The 14,831-nt window shown below is 71.3% G+C and carries 14 protein-coding genes; 10 read left to right on the top strand and 4 right to left on the bottom strand.

Annotation, left to right across the window (positions count from 1 at the left end; all coding sequences use genetic code 11):
* Nucleotides 1-177 precede the first annotated feature (177 nt).
* The 3 genes from V5F75_RS02835 (at nt 178) to V5F75_RS02825 (ending at nt 4,076) form a co-directional block, all read left to right on the top strand.
* On the top strand, nt 178-2,841 hold the full coding sequence (locus V5F75_RS02835) for a TrbL/VirB6 family protein (protein ID WP_394033004.1): 2,664 nt from the start codon (nt 178-180) through the stop codon (nt 2,839-2,841).
* A gap of 225 nt (nt 2,842-3,066) precedes the next feature.
* Nucleotides 3,067-3,615, top strand: coding sequence for a DinB family protein (locus tag V5F75_RS02830; RefSeq protein WP_394033003.1), 549 nt, complete (start codon nt 3,067-3,069; stop codon nt 3,613-3,615).
* Nucleotides 3,616-3,797: 182 nt separating this feature from the next.
* A complete protein-coding gene (locus V5F75_RS02825) occupies nt 3,798-4,076 on the top strand; it encodes a hypothetical protein (protein WP_394033002.1) in 279 nt (92 codons plus the stop codon).
* Between the two features lie 277 nt (nt 4,077-4,353).
* On the opposite strand, the gene ftsY is transcribed toward V5F75_RS02825, so the two are convergent.
* The 3 genes from ftsY to dapF form a co-directional block, all read right to left on the bottom strand.
* On the bottom strand, nt 4,354-5,700 hold the full coding sequence (gene ftsY, locus V5F75_RS02820; RefSeq protein ID WP_445329409.1) for a signal recognition particle-docking protein FtsY: 1,347 nt from the start codon (nt 5,698-5,700) through the stop codon (nt 4,354-4,356).
* A gap of 501 nt (nt 5,701-6,201) precedes the next feature.
* On the bottom strand, nt 6,202-7,479 hold the full coding sequence (gene mtaB / locus V5F75_RS02815; RefSeq protein ID WP_394033000.1) for a tRNA (N(6)-L-threonylcarbamoyladenosine(37)-C(2))-methylthiotransferase MtaB: 1,278 nt from the start codon (nt 7,477-7,479) through the stop codon (nt 6,202-6,204).
* Nucleotides 7,479-8,336 (bottom strand): diaminopimelate epimerase, encoded by an 858-nt coding sequence (dapF, locus tag V5F75_RS02810; protein ID WP_394032999.1) that lies wholly within the window; start codon nt 8,334-8,336, stop codon nt 7,479-7,481. The genes mtaB and dapF overlap by 1 nt, the downstream gene beginning before the upstream one ends.
* 188 nt (nt 8,337-8,524) lie before the next feature.
* Between dapF and V5F75_RS02805 the strand changes: the two genes are divergently transcribed.
* From V5F75_RS02805 to V5F75_RS02795, 3 genes are all read left to right on the top strand, one after another.
* Nucleotides 8,525-9,235, top strand: coding sequence for a GyrI-like domain-containing protein (locus V5F75_RS02805; RefSeq protein ID WP_394032998.1), 711 nt, complete (start codon nt 8,525-8,527; stop codon nt 9,233-9,235).
* 211 nt (nt 9,236-9,446) lie between these two features.
* Nucleotides 9,447-9,983 carry an RNA 2',3'-cyclic phosphodiesterase gene (thpR, locus tag V5F75_RS02800; RefSeq protein WP_394032997.1) on the top strand — a complete coding sequence of 179 codons (537 nt, stop codon included), beginning with the start codon at nt 9,447-9,449 and terminating at the stop codon, nt 9,981-9,983.
* A 188-nt stretch (nt 9,984-10,171) separates the two neighbouring features.
* Complete coding sequence (locus tag V5F75_RS02795) at nt 10,172-10,576, top strand: YkvA family protein (protein WP_394032996.1); 405 nt, start codon at nt 10,172-10,174, stop codon at nt 10,574-10,576.
* 51 nt (nt 10,577-10,627) lie between these two features.
* Here the strand turns inward: V5F75_RS02795 and V5F75_RS02790 are convergent, their stop codons facing one another.
* Complete coding sequence (locus V5F75_RS02790; RefSeq protein ID WP_394032995.1) at nt 10,628-11,605, bottom strand: NADPH:quinone oxidoreductase family protein; 978 nt, start codon at nt 11,603-11,605, stop codon at nt 10,628-10,630.
* Between the two features lie 360 nt (nt 11,606-11,965).
* On the opposite strand from V5F75_RS02790, the gene V5F75_RS02785 reads away from it, so the two are divergent.
* From V5F75_RS02785 to V5F75_RS02770, 4 genes are all read left to right on the top strand, one after another.
* The gene (locus V5F75_RS02785; RefSeq protein WP_394032994.1) at nt 11,966-12,505 is read left to right on the top strand and encodes an invasion associated locus B family protein; all 540 of its coding nucleotides are present in this window, start codon (nt 11,966-11,968) and stop codon (nt 12,503-12,505) included.
* Between the two features lie 100 nt (nt 12,506-12,605).
* Complete coding sequence (gene rlmN / locus V5F75_RS02780) at nt 12,606-13,865, top strand: dual-specificity RNA methyltransferase RlmN (RefSeq protein WP_394032993.1); 1,260 nt, start codon at nt 12,606-12,608, stop codon at nt 13,863-13,865.
* A gap of 43 nt (nt 13,866-13,908) precedes the next feature.
* Nucleotides 13,909-14,292, top strand: coding sequence for a VOC family protein (locus tag V5F75_RS02775; protein ID WP_394032992.1), 384 nt, complete (start codon nt 13,909-13,911; stop codon nt 14,290-14,292).
* A gap of 5 nt (nt 14,293-14,297) precedes the next feature.
* Nucleotides 14,298-14,825 carry a hypothetical protein gene (locus V5F75_RS02770; RefSeq protein WP_394032991.1) on the top strand — a complete coding sequence of 176 codons (528 nt, stop codon included), beginning with the start codon at nt 14,298-14,300 and terminating at the stop codon, nt 14,823-14,825.
* The last annotated feature ends 6 nt before the right edge of the window (nt 14,826-14,831 follow it).

Raw genomic sequence — 14,831 nt, 5'->3', positions numbered from 1 at the left:
AATCCGTGGGGCGCCGCAAGGGACCCCGGGGACCGCGCAAGGGCCGCCCCAAAGCGGATTGACCGCTGATGTCGCGGATTAAATTGTGGTGCTCTCTTCCTGCCCGGCGGCAGACGCGGCCGGGCGAACATGGTACGCCTGCGGGCCCTGCGATCCGGGCGTGAAGAGGGAACATCCATGAACTGGTCACCAACCAGCGGCCTGGGTGCCGCGCGTGTCCGGAGCCGGCGCCCCGAGTGGCCGGTGCTGGTCGCCGCCACCATGCTCACGCTGCTCGGCGCCCCCCAGGCCGGCGCCCAGCAGCCCGCCGCCGCGCCCGCCGCGAGCGCGAACGATGCCGGCGCCCCGGCGCCCTGGCCGCGCACCTACCAGACCTCCGACGACGACCAGATCCAAGTCTACCAGCCGCAGATCGACGACTGGAACGGCGATGTCATGTCCGGCCGCGCCGCCGTGGCCATCGGGTCCAAGACGGGCACGCCCACCTATGGCATGGTGCGCTTCACCAGCCGGGTGGCGGTGGACAAGCCCGCCGGCCTCGTCCATCTCGCCAGCTTCTCCATCACCGGGGTCGAGGTGCCGACGGAGCCCGGCAAGGCGGACCTCATCCGCAGCACCCTCCAGGCCCATTTGCCGCCGGAAGGGCTCACCGTGCCGCTCGACCAGCTGCAGGCGAGCTATGCCGTGAACAAGGAGCTGGCGCAGCTCAAGACCCAGCCGGTGGACAACACGCCCCCGCAGATCCTGTTCGCGACCTCCAATACCATCCAGGTGCCCGTCGCCGGCCAGCCGGTGCTGCGGCCCATCACCGGGGTGACCGGCTTCCAGCGGGTCATCAACACCCGCCCGCTGCTGCTGCTGGACCAGGCCGGCACCTACCACCTGCAGGCCGCCGGCACCTGGTATGAGGCCACCGGCCTCGACAGCAGCTGGGTGGTTACGCCCAAGCCGTCCGACGCCCTCGTCGCCGCCGCCAAGAAGGCCACCGACGAACTCGCCGCCGACCCGCTCCTGGGCCAGAACGGCAAGCCCGTCACCCCGCCGCCGGCCATCCTGGTGACCACCGCGCCCACCGAGCTGATCCAGACCGAGGGCCAGCCGCAGATGCTGCCGGTGGTGGGCACCAACCTGCTCACCATGAACAATGCCGACCATGCGGTGTTCCTGGAGACCAGCACCAACAGCTACTACGTCCTCATCGCCGGCCGCTGGTTCAAGGCCGTCGACCTCAAGGGGCCGTGGGCGTTCGTGCCCTCCAATGCGCTCCCGAAGGACTTCGCGAAGATCAACCCCAACGATCCGAAGGCCAACGTGCTGGTCTCGGTGGCCGGCACGCCGCAGGCGAAGGAGGCGCTCATCGCCTCCACCATCCCGCAGACGGCCTCGGTGAAGCGCGACGTGCCGCTCAACGTGGTCTATGAGGGCGCCGCGCGCTTCGAGCCCATCTCCGGCACGGCGCTCGCCTATGCGGTGAACACGCCGGTTCCGGTGATCCGCTTCAACAGCCAGCGCTATTATGCGGTGGCCAACGGCATCTGGTTCGTCGCCACCTCGCCCCAGGGGCCGTGGAAGGTGACGGATGTGGTGCCGGATGCCATCTACACCATCCCCGTCTCCTCGCCGCTGCACTACGTCACCTACGTGCGCGTCTACGGCAGCACGCCGGATGCGGTGGTGGTGGGCTACACCCCCGGCTACATGGGCGTGGTGCTGGCGCCCGGCGGCACCGTGGTCTACGGCACCGGCTATTCCTGCCCCGGCTATGTTGGCAGCTACTGGATCTCCTGCCCGGTCACCTACGGCCTCGGCGCCGGCTTCGCCCTCGGCGCGGCGGAAGGCTTCGCCTTCGGCTTCGCGGCCGGCTGGCCCTGGAGCACGGCGGTGGGCCCCTATTGGGGTCCCTACTGGCACCCCTGGGGCGCGGGCCCGTGGGGCGCCGCGGCGTGGGGCGCGGCCGGCGCCTGGGGGCCCGGCCCCTGGGGCGGCCACTGGGGCTACACCAACGTGAACCAGACCAACGTCTACGGCCGCTGGGGCGGTTCCGCCACGGTGAACCACGCCTGGGGCACCACCTGGAACGGCACCGACTGGGCCGGGCGCGACTGGCGCGGCACCACCGCCGGCGGCACCGCCTTCGCCGGCCGTTCCGCGGCGGCGTTCAATCCCTATTCGGGCAATTGGGCGGCGGGCCGCGAGGGGGCGCACGCCAACCCCTACACCGGCAACGAAGGCGCCTCGCGCGCCGGGGCGGTGGGCAACGCCTATACCGGCAACTGGGCGGCGGGCCGCGAGAACGTGCATGGCAACGCCTATACCGGGGCCGAGGGCGCCTCGCGCGCCGGGGCCGTCGGCAACGCCTATACGGGCAATGCCGCGGCCGGGCGTGAATCGGCGGGCTACAACCCCGCCGCCGGCACCGCCCACGCCTCGCAGACCGCCGTCACCGACAACAACGGCCATGTGAGCGTGGACAGCCGCGGCGCTGCCGTGGACACCCACACCAACACCGCCGCCGCCTGGAACAACGGCAACGTGATGGTGGACCACGACGGCAACGTCTACAGCCACACCGACAACGGCTGGAACCGCAACACCGGCACCGGCTGGAACCGCGTCGACAGCAATGCCGACACCTCCAGCCTGGACAACGAGGCGCGCGCGCGCTCCTGGGGCCAGCAGCGGGTGGACAATTTCGGCGGCGGCCAGCGCCTCGGCGGCGACGACTTCGGGGGCGGCGACCGTTTCGGCAGCGGCGGCTTCGACCGGGGCTTCGGCGGCTTCGGCGGGGGCGATCGCTTCGGCGGGGGCGGCTTCCGGGGCGGCGGCGGCTTCCGCCGCTGAGCCCCATGCACTGACCGAGCACACGGCCCGAGGGCATCGCGCCACGGCCGGTGCCCAGCAATCCGTCCCCGCCGCGGGGCTCAGGCCCGGCGGCGGGGTGGTTTCACGGAACGGCGGCTGTAGGCTCCGCCGTTCGGCGGCCGGCGATGCGGACCGCGTCCGCGTGCCGGCCACTGCGTATCTGCCTGAGCGTCCTGACCTCATCGTCGTTCCGGAGAACGCGCCATGTCCGAAGACCGCACGCAGGTCGATGCACCGCCGCCCGCCGTCCGCAGCTACCGGCAGCTCGCCGCCTACAACGCCTGGGCCAACGCCCGTCTCTACGATGGCGCGGCGGCGCTCGGCCCGGATCAGCTTGCGCGGCCCATGGGGGCCTTCTTCGGCTCGCTGCTGGGCACCTTGAACCATCTGGTGGTGACGGATCGCATCTGGCTGTCCCGCCTTCTCGCCACGGGCGAGCCCCAGCCGCCGCTCGACACCATGCTGGAGGCAGACCTTTCCGCCCTGCGCGCGCTCCGCATTGCGGAGGATGCGCGCCTGGAGGCGTTCGTCGCGGGCCTCGATGCGGCGGGGCTGGAGGTTCCCGTCACCTACGCCAACAGCAGCGGCCGCACCTTCACGCAGGACCGCGCCAGCGTGCTCGACCACCTGTTCAACCACCAGACCCACCATCGCGGGCAGGCGCACGCGCTGCTCACCCAGCTCGGCGGGCACGAGGCCGCGCCGTCCCTGGACCTGATCGTGTTCCAAAGGGAGCGGCTTCAGGGACATTGAGGCCCGGTAGGCAGGCTATGCGGGTGATGGACGGTACCCCGGGGGAAGGGCATGTCGCGTCAACCTGTCGCCGGCTCAGGGGTCTCTGATTTATTGATCTAAATCAAAAACGCCGCCAGGATCGCGCCCACGGTCATCGCTTCCGGATGACGATTCAACATATCTTGCAAGTGGATAGTGCCATGCAGGCGGTCGCGCGCGCGTTCCTTCATGTTCCCGTAGTCGGCTGGCTCCTGAAGGATGCGATCTACGGCCTGCCGGACGCGAAATTCTATTTCGTGTTCAACCTGCTCGTGGCCTTCGGCGTTCTCGTCTACGTATTCGGATACCCGCTCCTCATCGTCACCGCGCTCACCGCCACCGCCGGCATGCTGGTGTCCCTCGTGATCCTCACGGCATCGGACATGATCGGGCGGATGGGGAAGGGTCGCGCCGTCGCGGACGCCCCCAAGGCGCGCTGAGCGCCGGGCCGGCTGGGCACTTGGTGGACGACGTGGCGCGAGCCGAGGAACCGGCTCAAAGGCGCCGCTACCGTGCCTCGTCCTGAAGACGGGGTCTGAAGGCCACGACTGAGATGGAGACTAAAAAGCCCATGAGCCACGCTCATGGGCTTTTTTATGCCGGATCCCTTCCGCCAGGGGGATGCCGCCCGCGCATATCGAGATCGCGGTGGCGGCAAAGCTGCCGCGCGCTTCCGCCAGCGGTCGGCTCCGGCGCGGTGCCGCGCCGCCTCGGCTCTCAGTCCAGCCCGGCGATGGCGCGGGCGAAGTCGCGCGCGGTGAAGGGCTGGAGGTCGTCCGCTCCCTCGCCGACGCCGATGAGGTGCACCGGCAGGCGGTGCTTGGCGGCGATGGCCACCAGGATGCCGCCGCGCGCCGTGCCGTCGAGCTTGGTCATCACGAGGCCGGTGACGCCGGCGATGCGGGTGAAGGCTTCCACCTGGGAGAGGGCGTTCTGGCCCACGGTGGCATCGAGCACCAGCAGCACCGCGTGGGGTGCGGAGGGCTCCAGCTTCTTCACCACGCGCACGATCTTCTCCAGCTCGGCCATCAGCTCGGTGCGGTTCTGCAGCCGGCCGGCGGTGTCGATGAGCAGGATGTCCGCGCCCTCGGCCCGCGCCTCGGTGAGGGCATCGTGGGCGACGCCGGCGGCATCGGCCCCCGGTTCCTTGGCGATGACGCGGGTGCCGGTGCGCTGGCCCCACACCTTGAGCTGGTCGATGGCGGCGGCGCGGAAGGTGTCGCCGGCGGCCAGCACCACCTTCTTGCCCTCGTGCCGCCACTGGGCGGCGAGCTTGCCGATGGTGGTGGTCTTGCCCGACCCGTTCACCCCCACCATGAGCACCACGAACGGCCGGTGCCCGTGGTCCACCACCAGGGGCTTGGCCACCGGCTCCAGGATGCGCTCCACCTCGGCCGCGATCAGGCCCTTCACCTCCTCGGGGGAGATCATCTTGTCGTGCCGGCCCTTGCCCACGGCTTCCACGATCCGCATGGCGGTCTCCACGCCCAGGTCGGCGCGGATGAGCACGTCCTCCAGGTCCTCCAGCGTCTCGGCGTCCAGCTTGCGCTTGGAGACGAGGTCGGTGATGCCCTGGCCGAGGCTGGACGCCGTGCGCGCCAGTCCCGAGGCGAGGCGGGACCAGAAGCCCTTCCGGGGCGCGGCGGCGGGTTCCGCCTGAGCGGGAAGGGCGGCCTGCGCCTCCATCGGGGAGGCTGCGGCTTCGGGTTCGGGGCGGTTTTCCTCGGGCGGGGGCGCCTGTGTCGCGGAAGCCGGGAGCTCAGCTTCGGGGGAAGGGACCCCGGCGACCTGAGGCTCCATGGTGGCCGGAACAGGGGCGGTGGGCTCCACCTGTGCTCGGAGGAGCGCCGGCTCCTCCAAGGCGGCCGCGGCCTCGGGGCGGTTCTCCTCAGGTGGAAGCGCCGGAGTCGCGGAAACTGGGCGCGCAATCTCGGGGGAGGGGGCCCCTTCCGCCGGAGGCTCCATAGCGGGTGGCGCGGTGAGCGGCGCGGTGAGCGCCGCTGCTTCCGGCGGGGCGACGTCGGTTTTCCGCGCGGCCGCCGGCTCCGGCGCGGCGACTTCGATCTCTGGCTCTGCGACCGGGGCCGGCTGCGCTGTCGCCTCGGTCTCCCGCCGGGGCTCGATCACGGCGGGCGCCGTTGGGGGCGCGCGCGGCGGCTCGGGGGCGGCGGCGTCCTGCGCAACGGGAGCTGCGGCGTTCCCGGCTTCCGCGGCAGCGAGCGGAAGCTCTTCCGCCGCGGCCTCCGTCGAGGGCGCCGCATGCGTGGCGGCTTCGCTTGCGGTGTCGTCGCTCTCCCCCTGGCCGGGCGCGGCGACGGCCATCGGCATGTCCGCGCTTGAAACGTCCGCGCCTGCGTCGGCCGACGGCGGGGCTTCGGGCGCGGCGGCTTGGTCGGGGGCGGTGTCGGTTTCGTCCGGGCGGCCCCTCAGCCAGCCCCAGAAGCCGCGCTTTTTCTTCGGCGCGTCCGGCGCGGGCGCCTGCGCCGAGGCGGCGGCGTTCGGGTCGTTGGGGTCCAGCGGGGGGGCCTCTTGGCTCATGGGGTAACGCCGTTCTTTCGAATGGGATCAGGCCGCCAGCAGGCGCGCGCCGTCGTGGCCGGCGATGCGCACTTGCGCCAGCGTGCCGCGCGTGAGCGGCCGGGCGAGGCGCACCGGGGTGAAATGCTCCGTGTGCCCGCGCCCTCCGGCCTCCACCAGCACGGCGCGGCGGCGGCCCACCTCGCTGGCGAGATGGCCATGCAGCAGGCGGGCACCGAGGGCGCGCAGGCGCGCGGCGCGCTCCGCCACCGCGACGCCCGGCACCTGGGGCATGCGCGCCGCCGACGTGCCGGGGCGGGCGGAGTAGGGGAAGGCATGGACGAAGGCGATGCCCGCCTCCTCCAGGAAGGCGAGGGTGTTGCGGAACTGGCTCTCGGTCTCGGTGGGGAAGCCGGCGATGATGTCGGCCCCCAGCACCACGTCCGGCCGCAGCCGGCGCAGGGTGGCGATGAAGCCGAGGGCCTCGGCGCGGCTGTGGCGGCGCTTCATGCGCTTCAGCACCAGGTCGTCGCCGGACTGGAGCGAGAGGTGCAGGTGGGGCATCAGGCGCGGCTCCTCCGCGAGGACGGCCAGCAGCTCGGCGTCCGCCTCCACCGCGTCGAGGGAGGACAGGCGCAGCCGCTCCAGTTCCGGCACCTCGCGCAGCACCGCGCGCACCAGCCGGCCGAGGCCGGGGCGCCCCGGCAGGCCGGCGCCGTAGGAGGTGAGGTCCACCCCCGTGAGCACCACCTCGCGGTGGCCGCTTTCCACCAGCCGGCGCACCTGCGCCACCACCGCGCCCATGGGCACCGAGCGCGAGGGGCCCCGGCCGAAGGGGATGATGCAGAAGGTGCAGCGGTGGTCGCAGCCGTTCTGCACCTCCACGAAGGCGCGGGTGTGCCCGGCGAAGGCGTCGGCGAGATGGGGGGTGGCCTCGCGCACAGCGGAGATGTCCTGCACCCGCACCCGCGCCTCGGCGGCAAGGCCGAAGTCGAGCGCGGCGCGGGCCGTGCTCCAGGTGGCGGGCGCGGCCTTGGCGGCATTGCCGAGCACGAGGTCCACCTCGGCCATGCGGGCGAAGGTCTCGGGCTCGGTCTGGGCGGCGCAGCCGGTGACCACGATGCGCAGGTCCGGGTCGGCGCGGCGGGCGCGGCGGATGGCCTGGCGCGCCTGGCGCACGGCCTCCCCGGTGACGGCGCAGGTATTCACCACCAGCGTGCGCGAGAGGCCGGCGTCGGTGGCGGCGCGCTTGAGGCCGTCGCTTTCCAGGGCGTTGAGCCGGCAGCCGAAGGTTTCCACCCGCACGGGCCCGGCGCCCTGCGCCATCAGACGCCCTCCCCGAGCATGGCGGGGGTGATGGCGCCTTCGAACTCGAATTCCACCGGGCCGGTCATCAGCACGTGGTCGTCGCCCGCGCGCCAGGAGATGAAGAGGTCGCCGCCCGGCAGGCGCACCCGCGCCGCACGCCCCGTGCGCCCGGTGCGGGCGGCGCTGACGGCGGTGGCGCAGCCGGCGGTGCCGCAGGCGCGCGTGCGGCCGGCGCCGCGCTCCCACACGTGGAGCAGAATGTCGTCCGGCCCCTTCAGGCTGGCGAAGGAGATGTTGGCGCGCGCGGGAAACAGCGGGTGGCGCTCCAGCGCGGCGCCAAGGCCCTCCACGTCCACCGCGTCCGCGTCGGGCACGAAGAAGACGGCGTGGGGATTGCCCATGCTCACGAGGCTCGCCGGCCCGAGCGCCTCGAAGCCGGGCACCATGACGGCCGCGGTGTCGCCCACGTCGTGGGAGAGGGGGATCTCCTTCCAGCCGAGGCGCGGGGCCCCCATGTCCACGGTCACGGTGCCGTCGTCGTGCACCCGGCAGTCGAGCAGGCCCGCCTCGCTCTCGAACAGGATGTGGCGGGCGCCGGTGCGCCGGGCCTCGTGGGCGGCGATGCAGCGGGTGCCGTTGCCGCAGGCGGCGGAAAGGGAGCCGTCGTTGTTGAGGATGCGCACGAAGGCGGCGGTGTCGGCCCTGCGGGGCGGCAGCAGCACCATGGCCTGGTCGAACGGCAGCACGCCGGGGCGCGCCAGCGCGCGGGCCTCGGCGGCGGTGACCTCCGCGCCGGTGTCGCGCAGGTCGAGCACCAGGATCTCGTTGCCGAGACCATTCATCTTGGCGAAGGGGCGATGGGCGAGCGTGGGCATGGGCTTTCGGCCGCCCGTCCGGGGCCGGCGGGCATCAGGGAGTGTCGACCTCACGTATATGGCGCCGAACGGCGCCGGGCGCCACCCCCCGCGCGCCGCAAGCCGGCCGCACTGTGGCCTCCAAGATGCCGAGGATCATGGTAGAAACTGCACCGTTGCCGGGCGTTCGCTGCCGGCACGGAGGACGGATGATGTCGGCACGCGCGGCGCAGGGCGCCCCTGGTACCAAGATGATGTTCGGCGCCCTCCGGCGCCCGGCGGCCCTGCTGGCGCTCGCCCTCGCGGCGCTGCCGCTCGCCGCCCCGGCGCTGGCCCAGCAGCCGGCGCCGGCCCAGCCCGCCGCGCCCGCGCAGCCGAAGGACGACGCCCTGACCCCGCCGCCGGTGGTGGACCCCAAGCCGGTGGAGACGACGCCGATCGCCCCGCCTTCCGCGTCCTTCATCCCGGAGGAGCTGACCCTCGCCCCAGTGCCGGTGCTCGCCCTCTCCGGCCACGCCACCTGGGAGGAGGCCTACGACAAGCTGGTGGCCACCATGAAGGCCCTGGACAAGGAGCTTTCCCGCCTCGGCCTCGCCCGCGCGGGAGACGCCATGGTGGTCTACACCGCGAGCGACGATCTCGGCTTCGATTTCGAGGCTCAGCTTCCCTTCTCCGGCACCACCACCCAGAAGCCGGAAGGCAGCATGAAGCTCGGCGGCTCCTATGCCGGCAAGGTGCTGAAGTTCTCCCATTCCGGCTCCTTCGCCGACATGGACAACACCTACGAGCAGATCGCCAATTACCTCGACGAGAAGAACATTACCGCCGATGAGCTCTATGTGGAGCGCTACCGCACCGACCTGTCCGCCACCGCGCCGGACGCGCTGAAGATCGAGATCCTGGTGCCGGTGCCGAAGTAGGGTGACGGCGGTGTGCATGATGCACGGCGACCACATTCTCGCGCTTTCCTCGCGGGCGCGAATCTCCTTTGATATGCGAAGGGTCGTACCCGGGCTGGAGGGCTTCCCCGTTCATGGGATCGGGAAGCCCTCCAGGCTCTTGCGTTGACGCGTTTTCCTTACGCGAACCGGTCTCCGCTTCGCGCGAAAACGCTTTAGAGCGGAGGCCGCCGTGCCGCGCCTGTTCACCGCCATCGAGATCCCGCCGGACGTGGGCCAGGGCCTCTCCTTCCTGAGGGGCGGCCTTTCCGGGGCGCGCTGGATCGATCCCGAAAACTACCATGTGACGCTGCGTTTCATCGGCGACGTGGACGATGCCACCGGCCGCGACATCATGGAGATGCTCGCCGCCGTCCGGCGTCCGGCGTTCGACCTGATGCTGCAGGGGCTCGACCAGTTCGGCGGGCGCAAGCCGCGCTCGCTGTTCGCGGCGGTGAAGGCCACGCCCGCTTTGGTGGAGCTGCAGGCCGAGCAGGAGCGCATCCTGCAGCGCCTGGGCCTGGGCGCCGAAGGCCGCAACTTCCGCCCCCACGTCACCCTCGCCCGCCTGCGCGACGCCTCCAGCCGGCAGGTGGCGGATTATCTCGCCCTGCGCGGGCCCTATCGCAGCGCGGTGTTCCGCGTGCCGCGCTTCGTGCTGTTCTCCTCGCGGGATTCCGTGGGCGGCGGGCCCTATCTGGTCGAGGCGGCCTATCCTCTCTTCGGGTGAGGATGGGGCCCAGTTTGGAAAAGCTATTAATTAGCCGTCGCAGCGCATGTTGATGTTGCGCCGCGGCGCAGAATTCATTTTCCTGACACATGACGAGTTTCAAATGTCAGCAGGTCGTCGGCGCAGTGGAGCGCGCGGTGTCCGCGTGGAATCTTGCGAGACCGATGGCCGTGACCGGGTTGCGAGCCATGACGACGTCTTCCAATACCGCTCAGTTCGCCGCTCTCGAATGGAGCGTCCTGAATGGTGCCGACGGGGCGGGCGCGGCGAAGGACGAGGCCCGTGTCCGTCGCGGCTTCTGGACGAAGCTGAAGCGGCAGGCCACCTACGTGCCCTTCGCCGAGGAGGCGACCGCGGCCTATTTCGCCGCCTTCGACCGCAACACGCCCATGAAGGTGCGCGCCACCCTTCTGGCCGCGCTCGCCTATTTCGTGCTGCCGGTGGATGCGCTGCCGGATGTGTTCCCCGTGATCGGCTTCACCGATGACGCGGCGGTGCTGATGGCGGCCATGCGCCTCCTCTCCGACCATATCAAGCCCCACCACCACGTGGCCGCCCGCGACGCCCTCGACGACATGCGCGGCGAGGCCTGACGGCGGGAGGCGCCGCAGGCGTCCGGCCCGCCGCCTTGGCCGGCGCGGGGCTCAGCGGGTGGTGAGCACCACCTTGCCCTTCACCCGGCGGCCGGCGATCTCGCCGATGGCGTCGGCGCAGCGCTCCAGCGGGAAGGTCTGGTCCACATGGGCCGAGATGCGCCCGTCGCGCGCGTGGCCGACCAGATCCTGGATGGTGTCTCTCAGCCATTTCGGATCGGCGTTGGCCTTGGCGCCGAAGGCGACGCCGCGGGCATCGCAATTCTTCAGCAGCAGCAGGTTGAGCGGGATCTTCGGAATGGCGCCGGCGGCGAAGCCCACCACCATGAAGCGCCCCTCCCAGCCCAGCGCCCGCAGCGCCGGCTCCGCATAGTCGCCGCCCACGGGGTCGTAGACCATGTCGAGCCCGCGCAGGCCGGAGAACGCCTTCAGGCCCGCCTTCAGGTCCTCCGCGCCGTAGTCGAGCCCCGCGTCCGCCCCATGGGCGCGGGCGAAGGCCACCTTTTCCGGGGAGGAGGCGCAGGCGATGACCTGGGCGCCGAGGATCTTGCCCACTTCCACCGCCGCAAGGCCCACTCCGCCCGAGGCGCCGAGCACGGCGAGGCTCTCCCCGGCTTTCAAATTTCCGCGATCCCTCAGGGCGTAGATCGCGGTCCCGTAGGTCACGATGAGGCCCGCCGCCTTCACGAGGTCAAGATCATCGGGCACACGGGCGAGGAACCCGGCCGCCACCTTCACCTTCTCGCGCGCGGCGCCGGAGGTCATGTAGCCGCACACGCGGTCGCCGACGGAAAAGCCGTCGACGCCCGCGCCCACCGCGGCCACATGGCCGGCGAACTCGGCGCCCGGCGAGAACGGCAGCGGCGGCTTCACCTGGTAGAGATCGCGGATGATGAGCGTGTCGAAGAAATTGAGGCCGATCGCCGCGACATCCACCACCACCTCGCCCGCGCCGGGCACGGGATCGGGCAGGTCCACCACCTCGAGGGCTTCCGGTGGCCCATGACGCACGCACAGAACCGCCTTCATGGCTCAAGCCTCCCGCCTCGGCCGCGCCCGCTCACCATTGCTTTACCTTTTCGCAAAGGGCGGACGGATAGTGTGGTCCGCCGCAGCATGTGGCCCCTGAGCGCGGGACGTTTCTGGTCTTGCCGGATTGGCGCCATGAAGTGGCGGGACACGCAAGGTCCCCGTGGCCTGATTTTCGAGACCAAGTTCGAGTTTTGCACACATTGAGGTGAGCGCGGCCGCCGGTTTAAGAAAATGCAAGGCATGCCTGCCATCCTGCCGGGACCGCCTCGATCGCTCACGCGGCACACAGGCTCACCCCTCAGTTTCGCCAGCCCGCACCGCCAGGAAGGATGCGGGCCGCAACGACAAGGAGAAGCTATGGCACCCCGTCGTGTCCGTCCGACGCGCCTTTCCACGCGCTCCCTGGCGCTCTTCGGCGCCTTCCTCTGCGCGGCCGTCGTCACCCCCGCCCTGGCCCAGGGGCAGTCCAAGCCCATCGCCCAGTTCGGCGACTGGAGCGTCTATGCGTCCACCACGACGCCCAAGGTCTGCTACGCCATCTCCCAGCCCAAGAGCCGCCTGCCGGCGGGGCTGAGCCGTGATCCCGCCTATTTCTTCGTCTCCACCCGGCCGGGCGAGAACGTGAAGAACGAGGTGAGCATCACCATGGGCTTCCCCCTGAAGGAGGGCTCGGACGCGACCCTTTCCGTGGGCTCGTTCACGCTCCAGCTCTACACCAAGGACAAGGGCGCCTGGGTGCGCAACGTGGCCGACGAGACCAAGCTCGTGGACGCCATGCGCAAGGGCAAGGACCTCACCGTGGTGAGCACCTCCGTGAAGGGCAACCCGACCACCGACAAATACTCCCTCTCCGGCATCGGCCAGGCGCTGGATCGTGCCACCCAGGAGTGCAAGTAGAAGGCGCCCCGCCGCGGCGGCGCCCCAATCGGCTGCTTGAAGGCGTCATCGCCCGCCGTGCCTGTGGAAAGGCGCGGCGGGAACGCTTATGTGTGACGTCATGACCAGCGCTTCCGACACCGCATCCGCCCCTGCCGCCCCCTGCGCCCCTTCCGGCGCCGAGGAGGGCCGGCTGGCGCTGTCTTCTCCGGCTTTGTCCTCCCTCGTGGGGCTCGATCGGGCGAAGCTCGCGCAGGCGCTGGCCGCCATCGGCGTGCCCGAGCGCGAGCAGCGCATGCGCGTCAATCAGCTCTGGCACTGGATCTACCTGCGCGGCGCCACCCATTTCGAGGAGATGACCAACGTCTCCAAGCACCTGCGGGCCCGTCTGGAGGCGCGCTTCACCCTGGCGCGGCCCGAGATCGTGATGGAGCAGGTCTCCCAGGACGGCACCCGCAAGTGGCTGCTGCGCTTCCCCGCCGACCAGCCCGGCGAGAAGCCCCACGACATCGAGACCGTCTACATTCCCGAGAGCGACCGCGGCACGCTCTGCGTCTCCAGCCAGGTGGGCTGCACCCTCAATTGCGCCTTCTGCCACACCGGCACCCAGCGCCTGGTGCGCAACCTGTCCGCCGCCGAGATCGTGTCCCAGGTGATGGTGGCCCGAGACCGTCTGGGGGACTATCCCGGCCGCGCGCGCGCGGTTGGCCCCGGCCTGCCCACCGAGGGCGACCGCCTCGTCACCAACATCGTCTTCATGGGCATGGGCGAGCCGCTCTATGCCTATGACAGCGTGAAGGAGGCCATCGAGATCCTCGCGGACGGCGACGGGCTCGGCCTCGGCAAGCGGCGCATCACGGTCTCCACCTCCGGCGTGGTGCCGGAGATCGAGCGGCTGGGCGCGGAGGTGGGGCCCATGCTCGCCATCTCCCTCCACGCCGTGCGCGACGACCTGCGCGACGTGCTGGTGCCCATCAACAAGAAGTATCCCATCCGCGAGCTGATGGAGGCCTGCCGCACCTATCCGGCCGCCTCCAATGCCAAGCGCATCACCTTCGAATACGTGATGCTGAAGGGCGTGAACGATTCGCCCGCCGACGCGCGCGCCCTGGTGAAGCTGCTGGAAGGGGTGCCGGCCAAGATCAACCTCATCCCCTTCAACCCCTGGCCGGGCACGCAATACGAGTGCTCCGACTGGGACACCATCGAGCGCTTCTCGGACATCGTGTTCCGCGCCGGCTACGCGAGCCCGGTGCGCACCCCGCGCGGGCGCGACATCCTGGCCGCCTGCGGGCAGCTCAAGAGCGAGAGCGAGAAGCTCTCCGCCCGCGAGCGCCTCGCCTACCGCGCCATGGCCGCCTCCGCCGAGGCGGCGGAATAGACACCGCCGCCGCGCATCCGCAGTGCGGCCGAAGGAGGGGCACATGCTGGACCATGTGGGCATCACCGTCGCTGACCTGGAGCGCGCGCGCGCCTTCTATCGCGCCGCCCTGGCGCCGCTTGGGCTCTCCATCGCCATGGAGGTGAGCGCGGCCGAGACCGGCGGCCACGCCGCCGTCGGCTTCGGCGCCGGCAAGCCGGAATTCTGGATCTCCGGCGGGGCCGGGCGCGCCGCGCCCCTGCACGTGGCCTTCACCGCGCCGGACCGGGCGGCGGTGGATGCGTTCCACCGGGCCGCGCTCGCCGCCGGCGGCCGCGACAACGGCGCGCCGGGCCCGCGGCCCCACTACCACCCCGATTATTACGCCGCCTTCGTGCTGGACCCGGACGGCATCAACGTGGAAGCCGTCTGCCACCGGCCGGCATGAGGGCCATGGACCCCGTGGATTCCCTCGTCCGCCTCCTCCTGCGCCTCATATTGGTGCCGCTGGGCTATCTCTGCGCGGTGCTGGCGGGCGCGGCGGTGATCCTGGTCGGCGAATGGCGCATCGGCACCCTGTTCGATACGCCGCAGCCGGATGAGGCGGCGCTGGGACTGGTGGTCGCCGTGGTGGCGGCGGGCACGCTGGTGGCGCTGCTGGTGTCGGCCATGTGGCTGGCGGCGGCGGCGGGCATCCTGTTCTCGGAGCTGTTCGCGGTGCGCTCCTGGATGTTCCATGCCGCCAATGGCGCGATTTCGGCCTGGATCGGCGCGCAGATGCTCGCCTCGGACGGGCAGGCGAACGCGGTGGTGCACGATCCCTTCTACGTGGTGGCCGCGGGTCTCGCCGGGGGGCTCACCTATTGGCTGGTCGCCGGTTGCACCGCCGGCTTCTTCAGGCCGGTGCTGCGTCAGCCCTCGCAGCGCGCCGCCCGCCTGCCGCCGCCGGAACCTCCGTCCCCGCCGCCCGGCGCGGCCTGAGCGGGC

The sequence above is a fragment of the Xanthobacter albus genome, assembly GCF_043194895.2.
Classification (GTDB): domain Bacteria; phylum Pseudomonadota; class Alphaproteobacteria; order Rhizobiales; family Xanthobacteraceae; genus Xanthobacter.
Note: the sequence above shows the minus strand (reverse complement) of the source record. Positions and strands in the feature narration are given on the sequence as shown.